We start from the raw sequence: 26,115 nt of genomic DNA, 5'->3' as shown, positions 1-26,115 counted from the left end.
CTGTTTTACGCCGCCCAGGTGCGGGATACGGCTCCTGTGGCCGATTCCGCCCCCATTTCCCATAGACAAGGACGAACGAGGCGTCACGAAGATTCCCAACCAGCGAAAAATATCGGCCAACCGGCCAAGTCGGCCGACCTGTTGCGACGCGTCCGCCACCCTGGGAATCCGGGCCGCCATCTCCCGCAATGCCCGGACAACTCGCCATCTCTCGCCGCGGGTACGGAACTTCAGCCTCCGGACAGCTCTTCGAGTTACCTGTGTGTCGGTAGTAGGCTCGCGCCGTTTGTTGACGCACATGTGTACCCCCTTTCGGTGGGGGTCGAGCTGGGGGAGGCCATGCGCTTTCGCGGGAAGTCCATCCGCCGGAAGATCGTGGCGCTGCTTCTCGTGCCGCTGCTGTCCCTGACCGCGATCTGGGCCTTCGCCACTGTGATCACGGGACGACAGGCGGCCCAGCTGTTCAAGGTGTCCTCCGTGGTGGAAAAGATCGCCTACCCCACCGAGGACACCGTCCGCGTCCTGCAGCAGGAGCGCCGCCAGACCCTCGTCTATCTCGCGGACCCCCGCGCCTCCGACGGGCTGGCCGCGCTGCGGCGCAGCCGGACCGCCACCGACGAGGCCATCGCCAAGATCCGCAGGAACGGGAAGAACCCCGACGTCCGGGACGCCATGGGCACCGGCAGCGACGGGCGGCTTACCGCCGCGCTCGACGCCTTCGACGGCATCGAGTCCTTGCGCCGCAGCGTCGAGGACGGCACCGTCAGCCGCGCGCAGGCGCTCGACCTCTACAACCGCCTGGTCGACCCCTGCTACGTCCTGCTCGCCAACCTCCATGTCGTCGACGACGTGGAGCTGGACAAGCAGTACCGCGCCCTCGTCAACCTCGCCCGGGCACGCGAACTCCTCTCCCGCGAGGACGCGCTCCTCGGCTCCTCGCTGGTCGTCGGCAGGCTCACCCGCGACGAGAGCCGCGACATCTCCGACCTCGTGGCCCAGCGGTCCCTGATGTACGACATCAACCTCCCGCTGCTGCCCGCCTCCGAACGCGGCCACTACGAACGCTTCTGGAAGAACGCCTCCTCCGCCCCGCTGCGGGTGGCCGAGGAAGACGTCGTCTCCACCCCGTCCGGCACTCCCGAGGGCGTCACCGCCAAGAGCTGGGACACCGCCGCCGGAGACGTGCTCGACGAACTCGGCACCCTCGACGACCAGGCCAACGATCGCTACCAGGATCGCGTCCGCCCGGTCGCGATGGATGTCATCCTGCAGGCGGCCGTCGCCGGTGTCCTCGGTCTGATCGCCCTGTTGCTCTCCCTCGTGCTGTCCGTGCGCATCGGCCGCGGCCTCATCCGCGACCTCAGGCAACTGCGCCTGGAGGCCCACGAGGCGTCCGGCGTCCGGCTGCCCAGCGTGATGCGCCGGCTGTCCGCGGGCGAACAGGTCGACGTGGAGACCGAGGTCCCGCGCCTCGCATACGACAAGAACGAGATCGGCGAGGTCGGCCAGGCCCTCAACACCCTGCAGCGGGCCGCCGTCGAGGCCGCTGTCAAGCAGGCCGAGCTCCGCGCCGGCGTCTCCGAGGTCTTCGTCAACCTCGCCCGCCGCAGCCAGGTCCTGCTGCACAAGCAGCTCACCCTCCTCGACGCCATGGAACGCCGGACCGATGACACCGAGGAACTCGCCGACCTGTTCCGCCTCGACCACCTGACCACCCGCATGCGCCGGCACGCCGAGGGCCTGGTGATCCTCTCCGGAGCCGCCCCGTCCCGGCAGTGGCGCAAGCCCGTACAGCTGATGGACATCGTGCGCGCCGCCGTCGCCGAGGTGGAGGACTACGAACGCATCGAGGTCCGTCGGCTGCCGCGTATCGCGGTCACCGGCCCCGCCGTCGCCGACCTCACCCACCTCGTGGCCGAACTGCTGGAGAACGCCACGGTGTTCTCCCCGCCGCACACCGCCGTCCAGGTCCTCGGCGAACACGTCGCCAACGGCTTCACCCTGGAGATCCACGACCGGGGCCTCGGCATGGCCGCCGAAGCGCTGCTGGACGCCAACCTCCGGCTCGCCGAGACACCGGAGTTCGAACTGACCGACACCGACCGGCTCGGACTGTTCGTGGTCAGCCGGCTCGCCCAGCGGCAGAACGTCCGGGTCTCGCTGCAGCCGTCCCCGTACGGCGGCACCACCGCCGTCGTCTTCATCCCCGACGCGCTGCTGACGGTCGACGTCCCCGATACCAACGGCATCGGCTTCCGTCTCGACCGGGACCGGCCCTCGACGGAGGCCGAACGGGGAGAGAGCCGCAGGACCGCTCTATCCCAGGCACCCGTGCAGCTTCCCGGACTGCCGGCCTCGCTCCTGGACGGGCCGGTGGAGCTGGAGGCTCCCGTCGACCTGGACGCCATCGAGGACTTTCCCGGCGCCCTCGACGACGAGGACAGCGAACGCGGCGAACTGTTCCGCCCGCGCCATTCCCCGGCCCGGCCGGAGCCGGACGACGCGACGGCCCGCCCCGGCGCCGAGCCCCGGCAGACCGCCGGCCTGCGCGGCGCACCGGACCGCACCGGCGAGGCCGAGGACCGGGGTGTCCCGGTCCCCCTGCCCCGGCGCCGGACGCCCAAGCTGATCAGCTCCCACGGACGCCCGGTCACCGAACAGCGGTCCCTCCGCGAGGCGGCGGACGACAAGGCCCCGGCGAGCCTCGGCCGACCGGAACCGGAGGCGGTGGCCCCGCTGCCGACCCGCCGTCGTGGCGAAACGCCCCTGAAGCGAGTCGGCGGCGCGGCCGACCGCCTCGGCGGACGCGATGCCTCCCCGGCATCCCCGGACACGGGAAAGCGGTCGGAGGAGGCTCCCGCCCTCCCGAAGCGCATCGGCCGTGCCGCGCTCGAGGCCGGCGGCCCCGGCGACACGAGCCGGAGCTGCGCCATCGCACCCGGCAAGCCCGGACCTGGCGCGGGACCGCTGCCCCGGCGCGTGCGGCAGGCGAGCCTGGCCCCGCAGCTGAAGCAGAGCCCCGAGCGGCGCACCGAGGACCGGGCGGAACCCGTCGAACGCGATGCCGACGCGGTGCGCAGCCGTATGGCCTCGCTCCAGCGCGGCTGGCAGCGCGGCCGTGAGGAGAACGCCTGGGGCGACGAGGCCCGGGACGGCACAGCACAAGGAACGACTAAGGGGGACGGTCGATGACCGCACCGAAGGCGACCGGCCACACCGCGACCAACAAGGGGGAGCTGAACTGGCTCCTCGACGACCTCGTGGACCGGGTCGCCAGCATCCGCAAGGCCATCGTGCTCTCCGGGGACGGTCTGCCGACGGGGGTGTCCAAGGACCTGACCCGGGAGGACAGCGAGCACCTGGCCGCCGTGGCCTCCGGCTTCCACAGCCTCGCCAAGGGCGTGGGCCGCCACTTCGACGCGGGTAACGTCCGGCAGACGGTCGTCGAGCTGGACGACGCCTTCCTGTTCGTGACGGCGGCCGGCGACGGCAGCTGCCTCGCCGTCCTGTCGGACGCCGACTCGGACGTGGGCCAGGTCGCGTACGAGATGACGCTCCTCGTCAAGCGGGTCGGTGTGCATCTGGGCGCCGCGCCGCGTACCGATCTGCCCTCCGGCGGGTAGTGGGATGACATGAGCGGAGACGGCCAGGCAAGAAGCCACTGGTACGACGACGACGCCGGACCGGTGGTTCGGCCGTACGCCATGACACGGGGCCGCACCAGCCATGCGGCCCAGCACCGCCTCGACCTGATCGCGGTGGTCGTCACGGAGCCCCGCGTGGAGGATCCGGAGGCGGACCATACGTTGTCCCCGGAACACGTGGACATCGTCGAACTGTGCCGTGACACCCCGCAGTCGGTCGCCGAACTCGCCGCGGAACTCGACCTCCCCGTCGGCGTGGTGCGGGTGCTCATCGGTGACCTCGTGGACGAGGAATACGTCCATGTGACGCGTCCGGTGCCCCCGGCCGAACTGCCGGACGAGAGTATTCTGCGCGACGTGATCAACGGCCTGCGGGCGCTGTGAGCGGCGCGGAAGCGGGGTAGTGACATGACAGGCTGGCAGTTGTGGGTCGACCGAGGCGGCACCTTCACCGACATCGTCGCGCGGCGCCCGGACGGCCGCCTGGTCACGCACAAGCTGCTGTCCGACAATCCCCTGCGGTACGCCGACGCGGCCGTCGCCGGTGTACGCAAGCTCCTCGACGGATCCCAGGACCCCATCGAGTCCGTCCGCATGGGCACGACCGTCGCCACCAACGCTCTGCTGGAGCGCAAGGGCGAGCGGACCCTCCTCGTCATCACCCGGGGCTTCCGCGACGCCCTGCGCATCGCCTACCAGAACCGTCCGCACATCTTCGCCCGCCGCATCGACCTGCCCGAGCTGCTCTACGAACGGGTCGTCGAGGTCGACGAGCGCATCGCGGCCGACGGCACCGTCCTGCGCGCCCCCGACCTGGACGCTCTCACGGGCCCGCTCCAGCAGGCGTACGACGACGGGGTCCGCGCCGTCGCCGTGGTCTGCCTGCACAGCCATCTCCACCCCGTGCACGAACGGGCCGTCGGCGAGCTGGCCGAGCGGATCGGCTTCCCGCAGATCTCGCTGTCCAGCGAGGTCAGCCCGCTGATGAAGCTCGTCCCGCGCGGGGACACCGCTGTCGTCGACGCCTACCTCTCGCCCGTGCTGCGCCGCTACGTCCAGCACGTCGCCGACGAGCTCGAAGGCGTCCGGCTGATGTTCATGCAGTCCAACGGCGGGCTCGCCGAGGCCGGGCAGTTCCGCGGCAAGGACGCCATCCTCTCGGGACCGGCGGGCGGCATCGTCGGCATGGCGCGCATGTCCCAGCTCGCCGGCTTCGACCGCGTCATCGGCTTCGACATGGGCGGCACCTCCACCGACGTCTCCCACTTCGCGGGCGAGTACGAACGCGTCTTCACCACGCAGATCGCGGGCGTCCGGCTGCGGGCGCCCATGCTGGACATCCACACCGTGGCCGCCGGCGGTGGCTCGGTCCTGCACTTCGACGGCTCCCGCTACCGTGTGGGCCCGGACTCGGCGGGCGCCGACCCGGGGCCCGCCTGCTACCGCGGCGGCGGCCCGCTCGCCGTCACCGACGCCAACGTCATGCTGGGCCGCATCCAGCCCGCGTACTTCCCCAGGGTGTTCGGGCCCCGCGGCGACCAGCCACTCGACGCGGAGCTCGTCCGCGCGCGGTTCACCGCCCTCGCCCGCGAGATCCGGGAGAAGACGGGCGACGACCGCACGCCCGAACAGGTCGCCGAGGGTTACCTGCAGATCGCGGTCGCCAACATCGCCAACGCCGTGAAGCGGATCTCCGTGCAGAAGGGCCACGACGTCACTCGCTACGCCCTCACCACCTTCGGTGGTGCGGGCGGACAGCACGCCTGCATGGTCGCCGACTCGCTCGGCATCCGCACCGTCCTCGTCCCGCCCATGGCCGGCGTCCTGTCGGCGCTCGGCATCGGTCTCGCCGACACCACGGCCATGCGGGAACAGTCCGTCGAAGCTCCCTTGGAGCCCGCCTCCATGCCGGGCGTCGTGAAGACCGCCGACGACCTGGAGGGCGCGGCCCGCGCCGAACTCCTCGCCGAGGACGTCCCCGAGGACCGCATCCGCGTCACCCGGCGCGCCCAGCTCCGCTACGACGGCACGGACACCCCCCTCACCGTCGAGCTGACCGAGCCCGACACCATGAGGCACGCCTTCGAAGAACGTCATCGCGCCACGTACTCCTTCAAGCTCGACCGCCCGGTCGTCGTCGAAGCCCTCTCCGTGGAAGCCACCGGCGTCACCGAACCCCCCGATCTCTCCGCTCTCGCCCCGTACGAGGCCGCCCGCGCAGGCCGCTCCGCCACCCCGGAGACCGTCCGTCTCCACACCGGCGGCGCCTGGCGCGACGTCCCCCTCCACCGCCGAGAGGATCTTCGACCCGGCGTCACCGTCACCGGCCCCGCGATCATCACCGAGGCCAGTGCGACGACCGTCGTCGACGACGGCTGGTGGGCCGCGGCGACCGATGACGGGCATCTGGTCATGGAACGCGCGGCGGTTACGCAGAGTTCCGATCTCGGCACGGAAGCAGACCCGGTCCTCCTCGAGGTCTTCAACAACCTCTTCATGTCCATCGCCGAGCAGATGGGCGCCCGACTGGAGTCCACGGCTCAGTCGGTCAACATCAAGGAACGTCTCGACTTCTCCTGCGCCCTGTTCGACCCGGACGGAAACCTCGTGGCCAACGCCCCGCACATCCCCGTCCACCTGGGCTCCATGGGCACCAGCGTCAAGGAGGTCATCCGGCGCCGCGGCTCCCGGATGCGGCCCGGAGACACGTACGCGGTCAACGACCCGTACCACGGCGGCACCCACCTCCCGGACGTCACCGTCATCACCCCGGTGTTCGACACGGAGGGTGACCGGATCCTGTTCTACGTCGCCTCGCGCGGCCACCACGCAGAAATCGGGGGCATCGCGCCGGGCTCCATGCCCGCGAACAGCCGCACCATCGAGGAGGAGGGTGTCCTCTTCGACAACTGGCTGCTTGCCGAGAACGGCCGGTTCCGCGAGGAGGAGACCCACCGCCTGCTGACCGAGGCGCTGTACCCCTCTCGCAACCCGAAGACCAACCTCGCCGACCTGCGCGCCCAGATCGCCGCCAACCGCAAGGGCGTCGACGAGGTCGCCCGCATGATCGAGGACTTCGGCCTCGAGGTCGTCCAGGCCTACATGCGGCACGTCCAGGACAACGCCGAGGAGGCCGTCCGCCGGGTCATCGACGCCCTGGACGACGGGGAGTACGCCTACGAGACCGACACGGGCGCCGTCATCCGGGTCCGCGTCCGTGTGGACCGCGCCAAGAGGTCGGCGACGATCGACTTCACCGGCACCTCTCCGCAGTCGGCGACCAACTTCAACGCCCCGTTCTCGGTGGTCAACGCGGCCGTTCTGTACGTCTTCCGTACCCTGGTCGCCGACGACATCCCCCTCAACGACGGCTGTCTGCGCCCCCTGAAGATCATCGTGCCGCCCGGCTCGATGCTCAGCCCCGAGCCGCCGGCCGCCGTCGTCGCGGGCAACGTGGAGACCTCCCAGGCGATCACCGGGGCCCTGTACGCGGCGCTCGGCGTCCAGGCCGAGGGCTCCGGGACAATGAACAACGTCACCTTCGGCAACGAACGCCACCAGTACTACGAGACCGTCGCCTCCGGCTCCGGCGCGGGCGACGGCTTCCCCGGTGCGAGCGTCGTCCAGACCCACATGACCAACTCGCGGCTCACCGACCCCGAAGTCCTCGAATGGCGGCTGCCGGTTCGGCTGGAGGAGTTCGCGGTCAGGCGGGGCAGCGGCGGCGCCGGACGGTGGCGCGGCGGAGACGGCGCGGTGCGCCGTATCCGCTTCCTGGAGGCCATGACCGTCTCCACACTGTCCCAGCACCGCAGGGTTGCGCCGTACGGCATGGCGGGCGGCGAGCCCGGCGCGCTGGGCGCCAACGGCGTGGAGCGCGCGGACGGCACGCTCGTCGAACTCGGCGGAAGTGACTCGGCGGACGTCGCCCCCGGCGACGTACTCGTCATCGAAACCCCCGGCGGCGGAGGCTACGGCCCACCGTCACCCGACCCCCATCAAGCAGGAGAAGACATCGATGATCTTCGGGCGTTCTGAGCGCGGCAAGCCCCCGGTCGAGCCCGTCACGCTCAAGATCCTGGTGGCCGGCGGTTTCGGCGTGGGCAAGACGACCCTCGTCGCTGCGGTCAGCGAGATCAGGCCGCTGCGCACCGAGGAGCTGCTCACCGAGGCCGGGCGCCCGGTCGACGACACCAACGGCGTGGAGGGCAAGCACACCACCACCGTGGCCATGGACTTCGGCCGCATCACGCTGCGCGAGGACCTGGTGCTGTACCTGTTCGGAACGCCCGGCCAGGAACGGTTCTGGTTCATGTGGGACGAGCTGTCCGAGGGCGCGCTCGGCGCCGTCGTCCTGGCCGACACACGCCGCCTGCAGGACTGCTTCGCCGCCGTCGACTACTTCGAGCGGCGCGGCATCCCCTTCCTCGTCGGCGTCAACTGCTTCGAGGGAGCCCCCCGTTACCCGGCGGAGGACGTCCGCCAGGCCCTCGACCTCGACGACGACGTCCCGCTGCTGCTGTGCGACGCCCGCGACCGCGAGTCGGTCAAGGAAATCCTCATCGGGGTCGTCGAGCACGCCATGGCCTACGCCGCGGACCGCCGTCCGGTCGTCACCACCTGACGCCCGCGCAAGGCCCGTGCCCGCGCCGACCGGGGTACGGGCCGCGGCCCATGGCACGCGCGTGTGGGGTTGCGTCGACGTCCACACGCGCGTGGTTCACGGTGGGCGCGCGCGTGCCTAGTCCTCGCCGTCCTCGAGCCAGCCGAAGCTCTTCTCCACGGCCTTGCGCCAGTTGTGGTACTCGCGGTCACGGACCGAGGACTCCGTCGCCGGTGTCCACTCGGCGTCCTTCCGCCAGTGCGACTTGAGCTCGTCGAGGTCGCTCCACACGCCGGTGGCGAGCCCGGCCGCGTACGCGGCGCCCAAACAGGTGGTCTCGGAGACCTTGGGACGGATCACCGGCACGTCGAGCACGTCCGCCTGGTGCTGCATGAGCAGGTTGTTCTTCGTCATGCCGCCGTCGACCTTCAGGGTCGTCAGCTGCACCCCGGAGTCCTGGTACATGGCGTCCACGACCTCGCGGGTCTGCCAGCTGGTGGCTTCGAGCACCGCCCGCGCGAGGTGCGCCTTCGTGACGTACCGCGTCAGGCCGGTGATGACCCCCCGCGCGTCCGAGCGCCAGTACGGCGCGAACAGGCCGGAGAACGCGGGCACGATGTACGCGCCGCCGTTGTCCTCGACGCTCGCCGCCAGCGGCTCGATCTCGTCCGCGGTACGGATGATGCCGAGCTGATCGCGGAACCACTGCACCAGCGCGCCGGTGATGGCGATCGCTCCCTCCAGGCAGTAGACCGGCGCCTCACTGCCGATCTTGTAGCCCATGGTGGTGAGCAGGCCGTTCTTCGACGGCACGGGCCGGTTGCCGGTGTTCAGCAGCAGGAAGCTGCCGGTGCCGTACGTGTTCTTGGCGTCTCCCACGTCGTAGCAGGCCTGCCCGAACACGGCTGCCTGCTGGTCCCCCAGTGCCGACGCCACCGGTACCCCTGCGAGCTGGCCCACAGCCGTCCCGTACACCTCGGAGGAGGACTTGATCTCGGGCAGGATCGCTTCGGGGACGTTCATGGCGGACAGGATGGACTGGTCCCACTGGAGGGTCTCCAGGTTCATCAGCATGGTGCGCCCGGCGTTGGTGACGTCGGTGACGTGCTGTCCGCCGTCGGTGCCGCCGGTGAGGTTCCAGATGAGCCAGGAGTCGATCGTGCCGAAGGCGATCTCGCCGCGCTCGGCGCGGTCGCGCAGGCCGGGCACGTTGTCCAGCAGCCAGGCCGCTTTGGGCCCGGAGAAGTAGCTGGCGAGCGGCAGGCCGGTCTGCTCGCGGAAACGGTCCTGCCCGTCCGAGCCGGCCAGCTCGTTGCAGAGCGCCGAGGTGCGTGTGTCCTGCCACACGATCGCGTTGTGCACCGGCTTGCCCGTGGCGCGGTCCCACAGGACCGTCGTCTCTCGCTGGTTGGTGATGCCGAGTGCGCTCAGCTGGTCGGCGCGCAGTCCTGCCTTGGCGACGGCGCCCGCCACCACCGCCTGCACCTTGGACCAGATCTCGGTGGCGTCGTGCTCCACCCAGCCCGGCTTGGGGAAGATCTGGCGGTGTTCGCGCTGGTCGACGGCGACGATCGCGCCGCTCTGGTCGAAGACGATGCAGCGGCTCGAGGTGGTGCCCTGGTCGATAGCGGCCACGTACTTCTCGGCGTTGTCCGTCATGGCTACCCCTTGGTGGCGAGGGTCAGAAGGCTGCGTTGTAGATGACGCCCGCGAGCGCCCCTGCGATCAGCGGGCCGACGACCGGGATCCAGGCGTAGCCCCAGTCGGAGGTGCCCCTGTTCGGGATCGGCAGAAGGGTGTGGACGATGCGCGGGCCCAGGTCGCGCGTCGGGTTGATCGCGTAGCCGGTGGGCCCGCCCAGCGACAGACCGATGCCGACGACCAGCAGGGAGACGACCAGCACCGTGGTGCCGGACTCGCCGAGCCCCTTCGTCAGTCCGAAGGCGAGGATCGGCAGGACGAGCGCGATCGTTGCGATGATCTCCGTAATCAGGTTGGCGATTGGGTTTCGGATCTCCGGGATGGTGGAGAAGACGCCGAGGGTTGGAACCGGTTCGTCCGTGGTGCCCTCGGTGGTACCAGTTTGGCCCACATTGGCCTGAAACTGCGCGAGATAGACGAGGTAGGTGAAAGCGGCGCCCAGCATCGCGCCGACGAACTGGCCCAGGAGATAGACCCAGACTTAGTCCCACTTGCCGGTGTCGACGGCGATGCCGATGGTGACGGCCGGGTTGAGGTGCCCGCCGGAGAGGGGAGCGGCGGTGTAGGCGCCGGCGAGCACGCCGAATCCCCAGCCGAACGCGATGACGACCCAGCCCGCGGCGCGGGCCTTGGAGTATCTGAGGGTCACGGCGGCGCAGACACCCGCGCCGAAGAGGATCAGGATCGCCGTACCGATGATCTCGCCGACGAATATGTCTCCGTTGCTCATGGCGGCTCCTAGGCCCCGGCCCGGGGTGATCGACCCCGGTCCTCCCTGCGAGGTGCGTTTCCCATGGCGCTTCAGCCGAAGGCAGGGAGGTCCCGCGCCCCGCCCGGCGTCCGTGACGAGCGTGCCGTCGCAGTCGAATCGCCTGTGGGGGGAGGGGTCGGGGTGCGAGCGGGGCCCGCACGGTGCCGTGCCTGAATACGCCGAGAACGTGCGGCGACGTCGACTGACACGGGAAGTGTTCACCTGTGTACAGGGAGCGTCAAGGTCGCCGACGGCAACGATGACGGTGGGCCCCTCGCCGGTGCAGAGGGTGCGCACAGGTGGTTCGGAGGCGGCATGGGCGGAACCGCGGGCGCCGGTGCGGCCCGACTGACTCGCCCGCACGCTCACCGATGCCACGCCCCCGTCCCCGCACTCACCCCGGCTGAGCGGCCGCCTCCACGCCTCGCACCCCGCCTGCGCGCCGTTCGGCGCCCTCACCCTCTCACCTGCCTACGCGCCGTTCGCCGCACTCACCCGCTCTGTGGGCGACCATCGCCGCGCCTTGCCCGAGCTGCGGGGCCTTGCGTGCTTTTCCCGGTCTGCGCAGCCTTCGGCGGTCCTCACCGCTCGCAGCCGTCGCTGCTCCTCACCCTGTCTGCGCGCAGTCGTCGCCGCTCCTCACCGCTCGCAGTCGTCGCCGCTCCTCGCCCCGTCTGCGTGCAGCCGACGTCGGGCCTCACCCGGCCTGGGCGGCCGTCGCTGCGGAGCCGCGGCGGATCTCGTGGCCGGGCAGGTTCGCTCGGCCGAGCACCCAGCTGGCCCCGTGGAGCGCCTTCGCGGACTTCTTCAGCGGTGCCAGACAGGCGGCCGCCTGACGGTGGTCGGTCACGCTGCCCGGCACGCACACGATCGTGGCCAGGGACAACGTGACCGGCAGGCCGCCGGCTGACCAGGGTGCCTCCAGCACGGAGGAGACCAGCGGATCCAGTTCCTCCGGATCCGCCAGCACCAGGAAGTCGTCACCGCCGATGTGTCCCACGCGCATGGAATCGGTCGCCGCGCGCTGCAGCGCCTGCCCCACCGACCGGATCAGCTCATCGCCCGCGGCGAACCCGGCGCCGTCGTTGACCTGCTTGAAGTGGTCGATGTCCAGCCAGCTCAGCGCGAACGTCCGGCCGTCCGCGATCCACCGGTCCACCTCGCCCGTGATCGAGTCCGAGCCGGGCAGCCGCGTCAGCGGATTGAGCCCCGCGGCTTCCTCGACCCGGGACTCGGCCAGCGCCCGTACGAGGTCCGCCAGCCGTACGACGCCCACGCACCGCCCCCGCTGGTCGACGACCGCCACATCGTCCGAGGTGCGATCCCGGCTGCCGACGGCCACCACGTCCAGCACCTCCCAGGCGGTCGCGTCGATGCCCACCGTGCGGGGCGGATCGCCCAGCTTGGCTGCGGGACGGTCGGCGTACAGGGCATGGCCGTAGCGCCCGGACATCGTCAGCAGGAAGCGGGACCGGTGCACCGACCGGACCGGCACCCCGTACTGGTCCACGAGCAGCACCCCGGACACGTCGGGCGACCCGGTCAGCAGCGCCCGCACCTGGCCCGCGGAGGCCTGGGCGGGCAGCAGCGCTGCCGGCCGCAGGAACTCCCGCACCGACGGCCCCGACCGCGGTGTCACCACGACCTCCGGGAAGCGGGGCGGAACGTATACGTCCGCGGCCGGCAACCGGGCGGGCGGGGCGAACAGCTCGCCCTGCGCCAGCTGCGCCCCGGCCGACAGCGCGACCGCATACTGCCGTTCCGTCTCCACGCCCTCGACCGCCAGCAACGCTCCCACCTGCTCGCACAGCGTCCGCATCGCGCGTACCGCCGCAGGCCGTGCCAGCAGCGAGGAGTCGAGCTTCACCAGGTCGGGCGCGAGGTCGGTGAGCAGCCGTAGGGGCACGTCCCCGTCCCCGACGCCGTCCGCGCTGACCCGGAAACCCTGGCCCCGCAGCGCAGCGACCGCCTCCAGCAGGGCCTGCTGCGGTACGTGCGTGTACGGCGGGACCACGTCGATCGTGACTTCCCATGGCATTCGTCCCGCCTCGCGCACGGCGTCGTGCAGCAGGCCGAGCCCGCCGAGGTCGGCGAGGGTGCCGGCGAACACGTTCAAGTGGAGCGGCAGCAGCGTCTCCTTGCGGGTTGCGGTGCGGAGCGCCGACACCGCCAGTCGGCCGTCGAGCTCGGGGTCGCGGCGGGCCTCGGCCAGGATGTCGCCGGTCTCCGGGCGAGCGAGGACCTCCAGCGCCGCGACCCCACCGGTCGTCAGATTGACCACCGGCTGGAAGGCGAAGCGGAGAGTGTCCGTCCAGGAGTGCACGGGAGCATGATGGCGCCGCCCCGCGCACGCCCAGGCCCAGTTCATGAGACGTTCACGGAGGATTCCGGGGCGATCACACAGCGTATGAGAAAGGCCTTGCAGCCAACCCGGCGGAACCGCCGGCCAGGCTCCCGCCGGACCTCCTCTCACCGCACCGCAACCACCGCAGAACCGTGCCCGAACAGCCCCTGGTTCACCGTGATCCCCACGCTCGCCCCTTCGACCTGCCGGTCACCCGCGTCGCCCCACAACTGCCAGGTGCAGACCTGGGCGATCGCCTGTGCCGGGACCGCCTCCCCGAAGTAGGGCAGCCCACCGCTCGCGTTCACCGGTATGCGCCCGCCGAGGGCCGTCGCACCCTCATGGAGCAGCTTGGTGCCCTCACCCTCGCAGCACAGGCCCAGATCCTCGTACCACTGCAGCTCCAGGGCGGTGGACAGGTCGTAGACCTCGGCCAGGGAGAGGTCCTCGGGCCCGATGCCCGCCTCCTCGTACGCCGCCCGGGCGATCGCAGCCCGGAAGGTCTCCTCGGCGGGCTCCATCGCGACCGCGGAGTCCGTCGCGATGTCCGGCAGGTCCAGCACAGTATTGGGGAACCGAGGGGACACCGTGGACACCGCGCGGATCCGCGCGGGTGCCGGTGCGCCGTGCCGACGGGCGAACTCCATGCTGGACAGCACCAGCGCCGCCCCGCCGTCGGAGGTCGCGCAGATGTCGAGCAGCCGCAACGGATCGGCCACGACCGCGGAGGCGGCGACCTCCTCGGCGGTGACCCGCTTGCGGTAGCGCGCGTTCGGATTCAGCGCTCCCATGGCGGCGTTCTTCACCTTGACTTGCGCGAAGTCGTCCAGGGTGTCGCCGTGCACCGCCATCCGACGGCGCGCGTACAGTCCGAAGTAGGTCGGGTTGGTCGCCCCGAGGACCCGGAAGCGCAGCCAGTCCGGATCGTCGGGCCGGTCCCCGCCCGCCGGCCGGAGGAACCCCTTGGGGGCCGCATCCGCGCCCACGACGAGCACCACGTCCGCCAGGCCGGCGAGGATCTGCGCCCGCGCGGTCGCCACGGCCTGCGCCCCGGACGCGCACGCCGCGTACACGCTCGCGACGCGGGCCCCCTGCCAGCCGAGCGCCTTCGCGAAGGTCGCCCCCGCCACGTACCCGGGGTAGCCGCCCCGCACGGTGTCCGCCCCGACGATTGAGCCGATGTCCCGCCAGTCCAGCCCGGCGTCGACAAGCGCCGCGCGGGCCGCTGCCGTCCCGTACTCGACGAAGTTGCGCCCCCACTTGCCCCAGGGGTGCATGCCCGCTCCCAGCACTGCCACATCCGCCGTCATGCCGTCACCCCCGTCGGCCGCCACTTCCAGGTCGTCCAGGTCGTCTTCGCGTCCTCGTGCAGCACGCCGGGGACGACCTCCACCTCCATGCCCACCGCCAGATCGGCGACAGTGACCCCGTCGGCTGCCTGCCCGAGTACCACGATCCGCTCGGACTCCAGCTCCACAGCGATCAACGCGTACGGCTCCCACGGAAGTTCCGGATCGCTCACAAACGGTGACGGAGGCCGGTACCGGCTGTCCGTGTACGACCACACGCGGCCGCGCCGGGACAGCGGGACCTCCCGCAGCTCGCCCCCCGGGCACCCTGGATTGCGGCAGTGGGCGTCCTCGCGCGGAAAGAAGACCGAGGCGCAGGCAGAGCATCGCGTGCCGAGGAACCGGAAGTCGTCCCCCTCGCCGGTGAACCACCCGGCGACCACAGACGTCCGTGTACGCGACAAGGTCCCTCCCCGGCATCCAACCTGACGAAGCGTCAGAAGTGTGCCACGGGCAACGGAGAATGGGCAGGGCGTACGGAACAACGGCGCACGATCGCTTCCCCGGCGCAGCCTGCTCCTGGTAGATGCAGGAGGCATGACACGACTCTCCTGTGCCGTACGCGGTCTGATCACCGCCGTCGCCGCCCTGCTGACCGTGGCTGCCGCCTCCGCCACCGCCCGGGCGACGCCCGAGCCCAAGGCGCCGAAGGACTTCGTGGCCCTGAGCACCGTGGATCCCACGATCATTCAGGAGATGCGCTACTTCAAGCCGCACGACTTCGTCGGCGAGCGCATCGACGGCTACGAACAGCCGATCTGCATCCTCACCCGGCCCGCCGCCCAGGCCCTTCACAAGGCCCAGACGAAGCTGCTGCGCCGGGGCTACACCCTCAAGGTGTACGACTGCTACCGGCCGCAGCGCGCCGTCAACCACTTCGTGCGCTGGGCCAAGGACCTCGACGACCAGGCCATGAAGGGGGAGTTCTACCCGAACGTCGACAAGACCCGACTGTTCGAGGACGGCTACATCGCGGAGAAATCCGGCCACAGCCGCGGCTCCACGATGGACCTCACGATCGTCAAGCTCCCGGCGAAGCCGACGCGCCCCTACGTCCCGGGCGAGCCCCTGGTGCCCTGTTACGCACCCAAGGACCAGCGTTTTCCGGACAACTCCATCGACATGGGGACCGGCTTCGACTGCTTCGACACCCTCGCGCACACGCTCGACCCCCGCATCCAGGGACAACAGCGCGCCAACCGGCTGCTGCTCAAGAACACCCTGGAGGACCTCGGGTTCGTGAACCTCGCCGAGGAGTGGTGGCACTACACGTACAAGCCCGAGCCCTACCCGGACACCTATTTCGATTTCCCCGTCTCCTGGAAGTCCCTCACGACGAGGTAGTGAGCAGCCTGACGGAAGACGCCCTTCCTGTGATCGGATACAGTCCGCGCGTGTCCGAAATTCAGCACCCGACTGCCAATTCCGTGCCGGACTCCCACTGTTCGAGCTGCGGAGCGCCCTACGGAGTGGGCATCTCCAGCTGGCCCCGCACCTGCCCGGCCTGCGGCACTGTGGCCTACCGCAACCCGCTGCCGGTCGCGGTGGCCCTTCAGCCCGTGTACGACACGAAGGGCACCGCCCTGGTCGTCATCACCCGCACCGTCGCCCCCGCGCGCGGGGGCACGGCCCTGCCGGGCGGCTACATCGACGACCGTGAGGACTGGCGGCAGGCCGTCGTCCGCGAGCTCAAGGAGGAGACGGGCATCGAGGCGGCCGGCCGCGACGTGCGGCTCGTCGACGCGATGAGCTCGCCCGACGGTCATCTGCTGCTCTTCGGGCTCCTGCCGGAACGCCCGGCCGAGGGCCTGCCGAAGTCCGCCGCCACGGACGAGACGGAGGGCTGGCACCTCCTGCGCCGACCGGAGGAGCTCGCCTTCCCGCTGCACACGTTGGCCGTGCGCGCCTGGTTCGAGGGCCGGTACGTCTGAGCTCACCGCTCATCGGTCCCTCGTATGCGCACCGGGTAGGGCGGCGCGCTCACGCCGTCCTCCCGCTCGCGCTCGACGACCGTCCGCCGGCCCTCCCCGCGGGCGACATAGCGCTCGATCTCGGGCTCGTCCCAGCCGTCACCCGCGTCTGGCACCACCATGCCGCCCCCGGTACGCCCACGGGCAGGCGCCCACACTTCCAGCTCCAGGCCGCCGTCGTCGCCGCGCACGGGGATGACGGCACCCGCGCGCGCGAGCACGGGAATCCGCGACAAGGGGGCGTCGATCAACACCTGCGCCGGCCCCTCGTACGCTCGCCCCGTCGCCGTGTCGTACCACCGTCCCCGCGGCAACTGCACGGCGCGCCGGTCCGCTCCGGGGTCGAGCACCGGCGCCACCAGAAGGCAGTCGCCGAGGAGGAAGGCGTCCTCGCAGTCCCTCAGGGCGCGGTCCTCCGGCGCGCCCCACCACAGCGGTCGCACGTAGGGCGCGCCCGTGCGCCGTGCCAGATGCGCCAGCGTCACGAAGTACGGCAGCAGACGCCGACGCTCCACGAGCGCCACACGCGCGTGCTCGAGCACCTCCGGCCCGAACTCCCACGGCTCACGGCGCCCCGCCCGCAGACTCGCATGCGTCCGGAACAGCGGCAGATACGACCCCAGCTGGAGCCACCGCAGATACAGCTCCGGCGAGGGACTCCCGTCGAACCCGCCCACGTCCGGCCCCGAGTACGGCACCCCGCACAGCCCGAGCCCCAGGACCAGCGACAGCGACGCCCGCAGCCCCGGCCAGCCGGTGGCCACGTCGCCCGACCACGTCCCGCCGTAGCGCTGCATGCCGGCCCACCCCGAGCGCGAGAAGACGAACGGCCGCTCCTGGGGGACCAGGTCCCGCAGCCCCTCGTACCCCGCCTTCGCCATGCACAGGGCGTACACGTTGTGCGCCTCGCGATGGTCGCCGCCCCGGCCCTCCAGGGAGTGGCGGGCCGACCGGGGCAGTGTCGACTCGCCGAAGGCGGCGAAGGAGGTGGGCTCGTTCATGTCGTGCCAGAAGCCGGCGAACCCCTGCGCCAGCCGCTCCTCGTACAGCTCGCCCCACCACTGCCGCACGCGCGCGTGTGTGAAGTCCGGGAACACCGCCTCTCCGGGCCACACGACGCCTCGTACGAGTCCCCCGGAGGCGTCCCGCACGAAGGCGTCCTCGGCCGTCCCGCTGTCGTACACGGCGTTGCCCGGCGCGGCCTTCACCGCCGGGTCGACGATCGACACCAGCCGTATCCCGTCCTGGCGCAGTTCCTCGGCGAGCACCGGCAGCTTCGGAAAGCGGTCGTGATCGACGGTGAACACCTGGTGTGCGTCGTAGTGGTCGATGTCCAGGTGGACGGCGTCCAGCGGCAGGCCGTGCTCCTGATAGCCCGCGACGATCCGCCGCACCTCCTGCTCGCTGCCGAAGCCCCATCGCGCGTGATGGTGGCCCAGGGCCCAGGCGGGCGGCAGCGCGGCCGCCCCGGTGAGCGAGGCCCAGGCTTGCAGCACGCGCGCGGGGGTGCCCACCATCACCCAGCAGCGCAGCGCACCGCCGTCCATCCTGAGCTCGCACGTCCCCGCCCGATCGTGCCCGGAGCCGGCGCCCTCCTCGCCCTCCCGCAGCGTGACCGTGCCGTCCCACGCGTTGTCGTGGAACACCAGATGCGTGCCCGCGTCGGCCACGACCAGCTGGACCGGCATGGTGATGTACAGCGGGTCGTCATCAGGTCCGAAGGCATGGCCGGGATCGGTGTTCCACAGGCGATACGTGCCGTTGCGCAGCCGGGGCCCCGAAGGGCGCCCGCCCAGGCCGAAGAACCGCGCGTCCGCGGCCACCTCCGACCGCTGCATCCAGCGCGCCCGGCCCCCGCCGACCGGCTCCCACCACCGAGGCGGCAGATCGCGGCGCAGGGTCACGCCCCCGGGGGTGCACACCTCGACCGCCCCGTGCCGCGAGACGGTGATGGTGACCCGCTCGGCCACGACCCGCCAGCCGCCGTCCTTGTCCGGCTCCAGCACCGCGCGGGGATCCGGTTCGGGGCAGCGGCCGGCGAGCGCGTACGACGGCTCGGGGCCGGCCCCGTCCCAGCCCCAGAAGACGGCCCCGTTCACGGCGACGGAGATCCGCAGCTCCGAGCGGCTGAACCGCACCACACCGCCCCCCGGCCCGGGCTCCACGTCCTGCACCGCGCCGGGCACCCGTGCGCGCTCGGCCCCCCGCGGCGGCAGCCCCTTGGCGTCGGCACGCCGCCTGCGCCACGCGGCCCGTACGGTGCGCACCCCCTGGGCCGCCCCTGCCGAACCGATCGCCTTCACCGAACGCACCAGGTCACGACCATCCATGCTGCTCACCCTGCCATTGACCGCCCTCCGCGCGCGTGTCGTTCAACTGCCGTTCACCCGTGCCGGAACCACATCTTCACGACACGGACTATGTGGGGTGCACCCTGGTGTAGAAGTCGATCACATGGCATCGTCCGTGTCAGCCGCGTCACGCGCACACCCCAGCACGTGCGCGACCGACGCACACGACGCGTACAGTCCGGGAGCCGCCCCATGTCGACCGCGAACCCCCTGCCGCTCTGGCAGCCAGATCCGGAACGCATCGCCCAGGCACAGATCACCAAGTTTCAGGCCTGGGCGGCAGAGCGCCACGGAGCCCCGTCCGAGGGCGGCTACGCGGCCCTGCACCGCTGGTCCGTCGACCAGTTGGACACCTTCTGGAAGGCCGTGACGGAGTGGTTCGACGTCCGGTTCTCGGCCCCCTACGCGCGCGTGCTGGGCGACCGCTCGATGCCCGGCGCCCAGTGGTTCCCCGGGGGGACCCTGAACTACGCCGAACACGCCCTGCGCGCGGCCACGACCCGCGGGGAGGAACCGGCCCTCCTGTACGTCGACGAGACGCACGAGCCACGCCCGGTGACCTGGTCCGAGCTGCGCCGCCAGGTGGGCTCCCTCGCCGCCGAACTGCGTGCCCTCGGCGTACGCCCCGGAGACCGCGTCAGCGGCTACCTGCCGAACATCCCGCAGGCCGTCGTCGCCCTCCTCGCCACGGCCGCCGTGGGCGCCGTCTGGACGTCCTGCGCCCCCGACTTCGGCGCCCGCAGCGTCCTCGACCGCTTCCAGCAGGTCGAACCGGTCGTCCTGTTCACCGTCGACGGCTACCGTTACGGCGGCAAGGAGCACGACCGCCGCGACATCGTCGCCGAACTGCGCCGGGAACTGCCCACCCTGCGCGCCGTCGTCCACATCCCCCTCCTGGGGACCGCGGCCCCCGAAGGCGCCCTGGAGTGGTCGACCCTCACCTCCCCGGACGTGGACCCCGTCTTCGAACAGGTCCCCTTCGACCATCCCCTGTGGGTGCTGTACTCCTCCGGCACGACCGGCCTGCCCAAGGCCATCGTCCAGTCACAGGGCGGCATCCTGGTCGAGCACCTCAAACAACTCGGCCTGCACTGCGACCTCGGCCCCGAGGACCGCTTCTTCTGGTACACCTCGACCGGCTGGATGATGTGGAACTTCCTCGTCTCCGGCCTGCTGACCGGCACGACGATCGTCCTGTACGACGGCAGCCCCGGCCACCCCGACACGGGCGCCCAGTGGCGGGTCGCCGAACGCACCGGAGCCACCCTGTTCGGCACCTCGGCCGCCTACGTCATGGCCTGCCGCAAGGCGGGCGTGCACCCATCCCGCGACTTCGACCTGTCCACGGTGCAGTGCGTCGCCACCACCGGATCGCCCCTGCCACCCGACGGGTTCCGCTGGCTGCACGACGAGGTCCGCGAGGACCTGTGGATCGCCTCTGTCAGCGGCGGCACGGACGTGTGCTCCTGCTTCGCAGGAGCAGTGCCCACCCTCCCCGTCCACATCGGCGAGCTGCAGGCGCCCTGCCTGGGCACCGACCTGCAGTCCTGGGACCCCAGCGGCAAACCGCTGATCGACGAGGTCGGCGAGCTCGTGGTCACCCATCCCATGCCGTCGATGCCGATCTACTTCTGGAACGACCCGGACGGCAGCCGCTACCACGACAGCTACTTCGCGATGTATCCCGGCGTGTGGCGTCACGGCGACTGGATCACGCTCACCTCCCGCGGCTCCGTCATCATCCACGGCCGCTCCGACTCCACGCTCAACCGCCAGGGCGTGCGGATGGGGTCCGCCGACATCTACGAGGTCGTCGAACGCCTCCCCGAGATCAAGGAGTCCCTCGTCATCGGCATCGAACAGCCCGACGGCGGCTACTGGATGCCCCTCTTCGTGCATCTGATCCCCGGCGCCGTCCTCGACGACGCCCTCCTGAACCGCATCAAGCAGACCATCCGCGAACAGCTGTCCCCACGCCACGTGCCCGACGAGATCATCGAAGTGCCGGGCGTCCCGCACACCCTCACCGGAAAGCGGATCGAGGTCCCGGTCAAGCGTCTTCTCCAGGGCACCCCCCTGGAGAAGGCCGTCAACCCCGGCTCCATCGACAACCTCGACCTGCTGGGCTTCTACGAGGACCTGGCCCGCAAGCGCGCCTGAGGCGCCCGGTCACCCGCCGTAGGTGGCCTCGGACTCGCCGAGCACGACGGCGAAGTCCGAGGCCAGCCGCGCCGCGTCGGCCGGTTCGAGCTCGGCGACGGAGATCCGCACCCCGGGCTCGGACGCCAGCCGGAACCGGGCCCCCGCGGCGACCCACCAGCCGTACGACCGCAACCCGTTCACCACGGCGGATTCGTCCCGCACCGGCACCCACACGTTCATCCCGCTCACCCCGTGCGCCGTGAACCCCCTCGCCTCCAGCTCCCGGGAGAGGGCGGTGCGGCGCAGCGCGTACGTCTTCCGCGCGCGTGACACCAACGCGCGCGTCTCTCATCCGTCATCAGCCCGTACACCGTCTCCTGGAGCAGATGGCTGACCCATCCGGACGTCAGCAGCAGGCGCCCGTCGTGCCGGGCCAGCGTGATGGCGTCACAGGCCGCCGCTGCCCAGCGCAGATCGGCGCCCAGGAACTTGCTCACCGTGCGCACGTGCACCCACCGCGTCAGCCCGCCGGCGGTGAGCGTCCACAGGGGCGGGTCCGCCACGGCCGATGCATGGTCGTTCTCCACGACCAGCACATCGGGCTGCCCACGCAGCACGTCGACCAGCGCGTCCCCGGCGCGCCGACGAGAAGCACCCGCCGTAGGGATTCTGCGCCCGCGGGCTGCACACCACGGCCCGTACGCCCGAGCGCACCGCCTGGCGCAGGGCGTCGGGACGCAACCCCTCGTCGTCCACGGCGACGGGGACGATGCGCAACCCCAACGCGGTCACCAGATCGAGTGTCCGCTGTAGGCGGTCACCCGGACCGTCGCCAATGCCGGCTGGGCCCTGGGCGGCCTCGGCGCTGCAGCAGCCCTCGCCCCTGGGCAGCACCGCGGCCTACCGATGGCTGCTGCTCGGCGACGCCCTCTCCTTCGTCGCGGCCGCACTGCTCACCCTGCGCTGCGGCGAGCCGCTTTCGCCCTCCCGAACCATCGCCGTCTCGAAGACCCCGGAGCCCGCGAGCAAGCCCGCGAGCCCCTGGCGCGACCGCACCTACCTCGCCTACGTCGCGACCGAGACCGTCCTGTTCGACGACGCCGTCTTCAAGGTCGGCCTGCCCTGTGGATCGCACACGCGAGCACAACACCGCACGGCCTGGCTCCTCTGCTGATGGTGCTCAACAACGTGATGGTGGTCGCCCTCCAGGTCCCCCTGGCCCGTTTCGGTGCCACCACGGCGGCCGCCCGCACCCTTCTGATCCCTCTCTCCGTCGCTTTCGCCGTCGGCGGCATCACCATGGCCCTTTCGGCAACCCGCGGCACCGTGGGCGCCCCCCTGCTCCTCACCGCCTCTGCCGCGGTCTTCACCGTGGCCGAGATGCTCCACGCCAATGTCTCCTGGGAGCTCTCCGTCGCCCTCGCCCCCGACACCGCGCAGGGCGCCTATCTCCGTGTCCACGGCCTCGCGCAGTCCGCGCAGCGCAGCATCGGCCCCTTGCGGTCACCGCGGCCATCGCCACCGGCCCCGTCGGCTGGACGGCCTTCGGCGCCGTCATCGCCGCGACCTGCCTGATCCAGCACCGCACGATCCGTGACCGCCCCGCCCCGGCACCGTTGTCAGTGCCGACGGTTACTGTGAGTGAGCATTGATCGACTGCGCACACAGGGGGAAACATGGCGCACACCGACCACCAGACCATGCGACGCGTCCTGCGCCGGGAAATCGCCGGCACGATCGGCCTGCTGACCGACGAGCAGGACTTCCGCGCCATGCGGCGCTACCGCACCTTCGCCTTCGACGACCACACGGCCTACCTCCAACAGGTAGAGGCCCTCCTGAAGACCCTCGCCTCCCAGGGCAGCCACACCACAGTGGCCCTCTTCGATCCTGAGGAATACGCCGAGTTCTGCGTGGACCACGGCCTCGACCCCGACATGCCGTCGAGCCGCAGCCGCTTCACCGCCGAGCTCGCCACCCAAGGCCCCACCCTTCCCTACGAGGGCCAGCCCGTGGCCGAACTCGTCCCCGCCCTCGTCGACGAGGCCGTCCGCCAGGCCACCTGGGAGTACGCCTCCACACTCCTGGCCCGGCTCGGCCCCTGCGCATCCTGCGGCCAGGACATCGGCCGCGCCGCCTTCGCCCGTGCCTCGGACCTCCTCGTCCGCATCCTCGACACAGCCCCGCCGGGCAACCGGCACCTGGTGTGCAGCGTCACGAGCACCCCCGAAACCCTCGTCGCCGTCCTCCACGCGGACGAGGACGAAGGCGGCGCCACACAACTCGACGAGGCCGAGGCCCTCGAGTTCAGCACGGTCCTCGCCCTCGGCATCGCCACCCGGAGCCCCGGCGGGCTCGTCATGCGCACCAGCGCCCCTGCCGCCCCCGACCGCGTCTACGGCTGGCGCCTGCGCGGCGATGGTCTGGAGCCCCTCACCGCGGGCGAGGTCTTCGACGCCTACTGCACCGACGTTGAATCCGGCGACCTGATCTCCCCGGAGTCCGGAGTCGACTACTCCGTGCCTCCGGACCTCGGAGAGGAGGGACTCGCGCCAAGGCACCGCCACTGAGCACAAGGCTGGGCACGAGAGGGGCGCCCCACCCGCAGGCGGAGCGCCCCTCGAGAACAGCCGACGACGGGCTCGGGCCGGCTACTCGCCGGACAGCACCGCCTGAGCCGCGTTGCGCGCCTTGTCCGCGCTGTCCGCAGCCCGCGCGGCCGCCGCCGCCCGTTCGCACTGCGCCAGCGTGTACTTGGCCAGCGTCGCCCGGACATAAGGAATCGACGCCGCACCCATGGACAGGGAGGTGACACCCAGACCGGTCAGCACACATGCGAGCAGCGGGTCGGCCGCGGCCTCACCACAGACACCACAGCTCTTGCCCTCGGCCTTCGCCGCCTCCGCAGCCATGGCGACCAGGTCGAGCAGCGCGGGCTGCCACGGATCCTGCAGGCGGGACACCGCGCCCACCTGACGGTCGGCGGCAAAGGTGTACTGCGCGAGGTCATTGGTCCCCAGCGACAGGAACTCGACCTCCTGCAGGATCGAACGCGCCCGCAGCGCGGCCGACGGAATCTCGACCATCGCACCGAACTTCGCCTGCAGCCCCGCCTCACGGCACGCGTCGGCGAACGCCTTGGCATCGGCCCGGTCCGCGACCATCGGGGCCATGACCTCGAGGTAGACCGGCAGGCCCTCGGCGGCCTTGGCGAGCGCCGTCAGCTGGGTGCGCAGCACCTCGGGGTGGTCGAGCAGCGTCCGCAGACCACGCACGCCGAGGGCCGGGTTCGGCTCGTCGGCCGGCGTCAGGAAGTCGAGCGGCTTGTCCGCGCCCGCGTCCAGGACACGCACGACGACACGGCCCTCGGGGAAGGCCTCGAGCACCTGTCGGTAGGCCTCGACCTGCTTCTCCTCGGACGGCGCGTTCTTGTTGTCGTCCAGGAAGAGGAACTCGGTCCGGAACAGACCGACACCCTCGGCACCGGCCTCGACGGCCGCCGCCACGTCCGCGGGACCGCCGATGTTGGCGAGCAGCGGAACCTTGTGACCGTCGGAGGTGGCACCCGGTCCGGTCGAGGCGGCCAGCGCGGCCTTGCGCTCGGCGGCCACGGCCCGCAACTGAGCCTTCTTCTCGTCGCTCGGGTTCACGAAGATCTCACCGGTGCTGCCGTCCACGGCGATCAGCGTGCCCTCGGCCAGCTCACCGGCCCCCGGCAGCGCCACCACGGCCGGCACACCGAGCGCCCGCGCCAGAATCGCGCTGTGGCTCGTCGGCCCGCCTTCCTCGGTGACGAAGCCGAGGACGAGGGTCGGGTCCAGCAGCGCCGTGTCGGCCGGCGCCAGGTCACGCGCGACCAGAACATAGGGCTCGTCACTGTCCGGCACACCTGGCATGGGCACGCCCAGCAGTCGCGCGACGATACGATTCCGCACATCGTCGAGGTCGGCCACCCGACCCGCGAGGTACTCACCGGCACCCGCCAGCAGGTCCCGGTACGCGGCGAACGCGTCGTACACCGCGCGCTCGGCCGTGCTGCCGACGGCGATACGCCGGTCGACATCCGCCATCAGCTCGGGGTCCTGCGCCATCATGGCCTGTGCCTCGAGCACCGCCTGGGCTTCGCCCCCCGCCAGATTGCCGCGCGCAATCAGGTCGGCCGCCACAGCCTCCACGGCCTGACGGGCGCGCCCCTGTTCACGCTCCGCCTCCTCGGCCGGGATCTGCTTGGCAGGCGGCTCCAGCACCGCCGTCCCCATGTGCCGAACCTCGCCGATCGCCACTCCGTGGCTCACGCCGACGCCTCGCAGCGTTGTCTCCATCTCACCCGTCTCCGATAGTGCGGCGGGTCCCGCCGCCGCGATGGTTGTCCTGTTCGCCGTTCGTGCGACGGCGTGGTGTCAGTTCCAGACGAAGATGCTGTCGCCGGCCTTCACGTCGCCGTCGTCACGAAGATCGGAGAGAGACTCGGCCGTGGCCTCGAGCGCCACGACCGGGCACACAGGAGACTTGCCGGCGTCCTCCACGGCGGAGGGGTTCCAGCGCACCACGGCTTGGCCGCGCGTCACGGTGTCGCCTTTGTTGACGAGCAGCTCGAAGCCCTCGCCATTGAGCTGCACGGTGTCGATGCCAAGATGGGTGAGCACCCCGTGGCCCTGCTCGTCGACGACGACGAAAGCATGAGGGTGCAGCGAGACGATGACTCCGTCCATGGGCGCGACGGCCTCAGAGGGCTCACGCACGGGGTCGATCGCCGTGCCGGGGCCGACCATGGCTCCGGAGAAGACCGGATCCGGCACTGCCGCCAATCCGATGGCGCGTCCTGCGAGCGGGGACGTCACGGTGGTCATGGGAAGCCTCCCAGGGGTGGAGATTCATATGGGCCGTCACTGCCTGTCCCAGACGGCGCACTGTTGAGCAGGGTATGTCACCTGAAGTGCCGGTTCCGCGTGAGAGGTCCCGGTTGGCGGCCGTAGAACACGACGCAAGCGATTTGCGCCCGCTCTGCAGCCCCGTGTACAGTCCTACCCCTGCCTTGGGGCCGAGCGACGCACAGGCGTCGTTGCCCGGCAGCACTCAACTTGTCAGATCCTATCTCGGGGTCGGCTTCTGCGTGCCCGCAGAAGTGTGGTCAGAGAGACGGAGAAACACTGATAGAGTCGGAGACACCGAAGGGAAGCGCCCGGAGGAAAGCCCGAGAGGGTGAGTACGAAGGAAGCGTCCGTTCCTTGAGAACTCAACAGCGTGCCAAAAGTCAACG

Annotated in this window: 19 protein-coding genes and 1 pseudogene; 11 read left to right on the top strand and 9 right to left on the bottom strand. The window is 71.1% G+C overall.

Annotated features, from left to right (window positions below; all coding sequences use genetic code 11):
* The first annotated feature begins 339 nt into the window (after window positions 1–339).
* From ABZV31_RS27920 to ABZV31_RS27900, 5 genes are read left to right on the top strand one after another with little or no spacing between them, the layout of a single operon-like run.
* A complete protein-coding gene (locus ABZV31_RS27920) occupies window positions 340–3,192 on the top strand; it encodes a nitrate- and nitrite sensing domain-containing protein (RefSeq protein WP_355899180.1) in 2,853 nt (950 codons plus the stop codon).
* The gene (locus ABZV31_RS27915; RefSeq protein ID WP_355899177.1) at window positions 3,189–3,623 is read left to right on the top strand and encodes a roadblock/LC7 domain-containing protein; all 435 of its coding nucleotides are present in this window, start codon (window positions 3,189–3,191) and stop codon (window positions 3,621–3,623) included. Before ABZV31_RS27920 ends, ABZV31_RS27915 begins: the two co-directional genes overlap by 4 nt.
* Window positions 3,624–3,632: 9 nt before the next feature.
* Complete coding sequence (locus ABZV31_RS27910; protein ID WP_355899175.1) at window positions 3,633–4,028, top strand: DUF742 domain-containing protein; 396 nt, start codon at window positions 3,633–3,635, stop codon at window positions 4,026–4,028.
* A gap of 24 nt (window positions 4,029–4,052) precedes the next feature.
* A complete protein-coding gene (locus tag ABZV31_RS27905) occupies window positions 4,053–7,682 on the top strand; it encodes a hydantoinase B/oxoprolinase family protein (protein WP_355899173.1) in 3,630 nt (1,209 codons plus the stop codon).
* Window positions 7,663–8,268, top strand: coding sequence for an ATP/GTP-binding protein (locus tag ABZV31_RS27900; protein ID WP_355899170.1), 606 nt, complete (start codon window positions 7,663–7,665; stop codon window positions 8,266–8,268). The genes ABZV31_RS27905 and ABZV31_RS27900 overlap by 20 nt, the downstream gene beginning before the upstream one ends.
* A 117-nt stretch (window positions 8,269–8,385) precedes the next feature.
* Here the strand turns inward: ABZV31_RS27900 and glpK are convergent, their stop codons facing one another.
* The 5 genes and pseudogenes from glpK to ABZV31_RS27875 all read right to left on the bottom strand — a co-directional run bounded on the left by glpK (window position 8,386) and on the right by ABZV31_RS27875 (window position 14,775).
* On the bottom strand, window positions 8,386–9,906 hold the full coding sequence (glpK, locus tag ABZV31_RS27895; RefSeq protein WP_355899167.1) for a glycerol kinase GlpK: 1,521 nt from the start codon (window positions 9,904–9,906) through the stop codon (window positions 8,386–8,388).
* 22 nt (window positions 9,907–9,928) lie between these two features.
* Window positions 9,929–10,678, bottom strand: a pseudogene (locus ABZV31_RS27890) (MIP/aquaporin family protein).
* A 718-nt stretch (window positions 10,679–11,396) separates the two neighbouring features.
* Complete coding sequence (locus ABZV31_RS27885) at window positions 11,397–13,022, bottom strand: GGDEF domain-containing protein (protein ID WP_355899164.1); 1,626 nt, start codon at window positions 13,020–13,022, stop codon at window positions 11,397–11,399.
* Window positions 13,023–13,168: 146 nt separating this feature from the next.
* Window positions 13,169–14,353, bottom strand: a complete 1,185-nt coding sequence (locus ABZV31_RS27880; protein ID WP_355899161.1) for a lipid-transfer protein — start codon at window positions 14,351–14,353, stop codon at window positions 13,169–13,171.
* A complete protein-coding gene (locus tag ABZV31_RS27875; protein WP_355899346.1) occupies window positions 14,350–14,775 on the bottom strand; it encodes a zinc ribbon domain-containing protein in 426 nt (141 codons plus the stop codon). Before ABZV31_RS27875 ends, ABZV31_RS27880 begins: the two co-directional genes overlap by 4 nt.
* A 154-nt stretch (window positions 14,776–14,929) precedes the next feature.
* On the opposite strand from ABZV31_RS27875, the gene ABZV31_RS27870 reads away from it, so the two are divergent.
* Both ABZV31_RS27870 and ABZV31_RS27865 read left to right on the top strand, forming a co-directional pair.
* Complete coding sequence (locus tag ABZV31_RS27870; protein ID WP_355899158.1) at window positions 14,930–15,736, top strand: M15 family metallopeptidase; 807 nt, start codon at window positions 14,930–14,932, stop codon at window positions 15,734–15,736.
* 50 nt (window positions 15,737–15,786) lie between these two features.
* On the top strand, window positions 15,787–16,323 hold the full coding sequence (locus ABZV31_RS27865; protein ID WP_355899155.1) for an NUDIX domain-containing protein: 537 nt from the start codon (window positions 15,787–15,789) through the stop codon (window positions 16,321–16,323).
* A 2-nt stretch (window positions 16,324–16,325) separates the two neighbouring features.
* Here the strand turns inward: ABZV31_RS27865 and ABZV31_RS27860 are convergent, their stop codons facing one another.
* Window positions 16,326–18,692: a TIM-barrel domain-containing protein gene (locus ABZV31_RS27860; RefSeq protein ID WP_355899152.1), complete on the bottom strand. Its 2,367-nt coding sequence runs from the start codon at window positions 18,690–18,692 to the stop codon at window positions 16,326–16,328.
* Window positions 18,693–18,905: 213 nt separating this feature from the next.
* Between ABZV31_RS27860 and ABZV31_RS27855 the strand changes: the two genes are divergently transcribed.
* Window positions 18,906–20,873: an acetoacetate--CoA ligase gene (locus ABZV31_RS27855; RefSeq protein ID WP_355899149.1), complete on the top strand. Its 1,968-nt coding sequence runs from the start codon at window positions 18,906–18,908 to the stop codon at window positions 20,871–20,873.
* 9 nt (window positions 20,874–20,882) lie between these two features.
* On the opposite strand, the gene ABZV31_RS27850 is transcribed toward ABZV31_RS27855, so the two are convergent.
* The gene (locus ABZV31_RS27850) at window positions 20,883–21,188 is read right to left on the bottom strand and encodes a hypothetical protein (RefSeq protein WP_355899147.1); all 306 of its coding nucleotides are present in this window, start codon (window positions 21,186–21,188) and stop codon (window positions 20,883–20,885) included.
* 502 nt (window positions 21,189–21,690) lie between these two features.
* On the opposite strand from ABZV31_RS27850, the gene ABZV31_RS27845 reads away from it, so the two are divergent.
* From ABZV31_RS27845 to ABZV31_RS27835, 3 genes are all read left to right on the top strand, one after another.
* Window positions 21,691–22,029, top strand: coding sequence for a hypothetical protein (locus ABZV31_RS27845; protein ID WP_355899144.1), 339 nt, complete (start codon window positions 21,691–21,693; stop codon window positions 22,027–22,029).
* On the top strand, window positions 22,029–22,430 hold the full coding sequence (locus tag ABZV31_RS27840; protein ID WP_355899141.1) for a hypothetical protein: 402 nt from the start codon (window positions 22,029–22,031) through the stop codon (window positions 22,428–22,430). Before ABZV31_RS27845 ends, ABZV31_RS27840 begins: the two co-directional genes overlap by 1 nt.
* Before the next feature lie 101 nt (window positions 22,431–22,531).
* Entirely contained in the window at window positions 22,532–23,425 is an 894-nt protein-coding gene (locus ABZV31_RS27835; RefSeq protein WP_355899138.1) for a hypothetical protein, read from the top strand.
* A gap of 81 nt (window positions 23,426–23,506) precedes the next feature.
* Here ABZV31_RS27835 and ptsP read toward each other — a convergent pair whose 3' ends face one another.
* A complete protein-coding gene (gene ptsP / locus ABZV31_RS27830; protein ID WP_355899135.1) occupies window positions 23,507–25,177 on the bottom strand; it encodes a phosphoenolpyruvate--protein phosphotransferase in 1,671 nt (556 codons plus the stop codon).
* Between the two features lie 78 nt (window positions 25,178–25,255).
* Window positions 25,256–25,705 (bottom strand): PTS glucose transporter subunit IIA, encoded by a 450-nt coding sequence (locus ABZV31_RS27825; RefSeq protein ID WP_355899132.1) that lies wholly within the window; start codon window positions 25,703–25,705, stop codon window positions 25,256–25,258.
* Window positions 25,706–26,115 lie beyond the last annotated feature (410 nt).

The sequence above is a fragment of the Streptomyces sp. NPDC005202 genome (assembly GCF_040608235.1).
GTDB lineage: Bacteria > Actinomycetota > Actinomycetes > Streptomycetales > Streptomycetaceae > Streptomyces.
This window is presented reverse-complemented; position numbering and strand designations above follow the sequence as displayed.

Coding starts and splice junctions, on each gene's coding strand:
- ABZV31_RS27920 (WP_355899180.1), top strand. CDS start 340: ATGCGCTTTCGCGGGAAGTCCATCCGCCGGAAGATCGTGGCGCTGCTT.
- ABZV31_RS27915 (WP_355899177.1), top strand. CDS start 3,189: ATGACCGCACCGAAGGCGACCGGCCACACCGCGACCAACAAGGGGGAG.
- ABZV31_RS27910 (WP_355899175.1), top strand. CDS start 3,633: ATGAGCGGAGACGGCCAGGCAAGAAGCCACTGGTACGACGACGACGCC.
- ABZV31_RS27905 (WP_355899173.1), top strand. CDS start 4,053: ATGACAGGCTGGCAGTTGTGGGTCGACCGAGGCGGCACCTTCACCGAC.
- ABZV31_RS27900 (WP_355899170.1), top strand. CDS start 7,663: ATGATCTTCGGGCGTTCTGAGCGCGGCAAGCCCCCGGTCGAGCCCGTC.
- glpK (WP_355899167.1), bottom strand. CDS start 9,906: ATGACGGACAACGCCGAGAAGTACGTGGCCGCTATCGACCAGGGCACC.
- ABZV31_RS27880 (WP_355899161.1), bottom strand. CDS start 14,353: ATGACGGCGGATGTGGCAGTGCTGGGAGCGGGCATGCACCCCTGGGGC.
- ABZV31_RS27870 (WP_355899158.1), top strand. CDS start 14,930: ATGACACGACTCTCCTGTGCCGTACGCGGTCTGATCACCGCCGTCGCC.
- ABZV31_RS27860 (WP_355899152.1), bottom strand. CDS start 18,692: ATGGATGGTCGTGACCTGGTGCGTTCGGTGAAGGCGATCGGTTCGGCA.
- ABZV31_RS27855 (WP_355899149.1), top strand. CDS start 18,906: ATGTCGACCGCGAACCCCCTGCCGCTCTGGCAGCCAGATCCGGAACGC.
- ABZV31_RS27845 (WP_355899144.1), top strand. CDS start 21,691: ATGCCGGCTGGGCCCTGGGCGGCCTCGGCGCTGCAGCAGCCCTCGCCC.
- ABZV31_RS27840 (WP_355899141.1), top strand. CDS start 22,029: ATGGTGCTCAACAACGTGATGGTGGTCGCCCTCCAGGTCCCCCTGGCC.
- ABZV31_RS27835 (WP_355899138.1), top strand. CDS start 22,532: ATGGCGCACACCGACCACCAGACCATGCGACGCGTCCTGCGCCGGGAA.
- ptsP (WP_355899135.1), bottom strand. CDS start 25,177: ATGGAGACAACGCTGCGAGGCGTCGGCGTGAGCCACGGAGTGGCGATC.
- ABZV31_RS27825 (WP_355899132.1), bottom strand. CDS start 25,705: ATGACCACCGTGACGTCCCCGCTCGCAGGACGCGCCATCGGATTGGCG.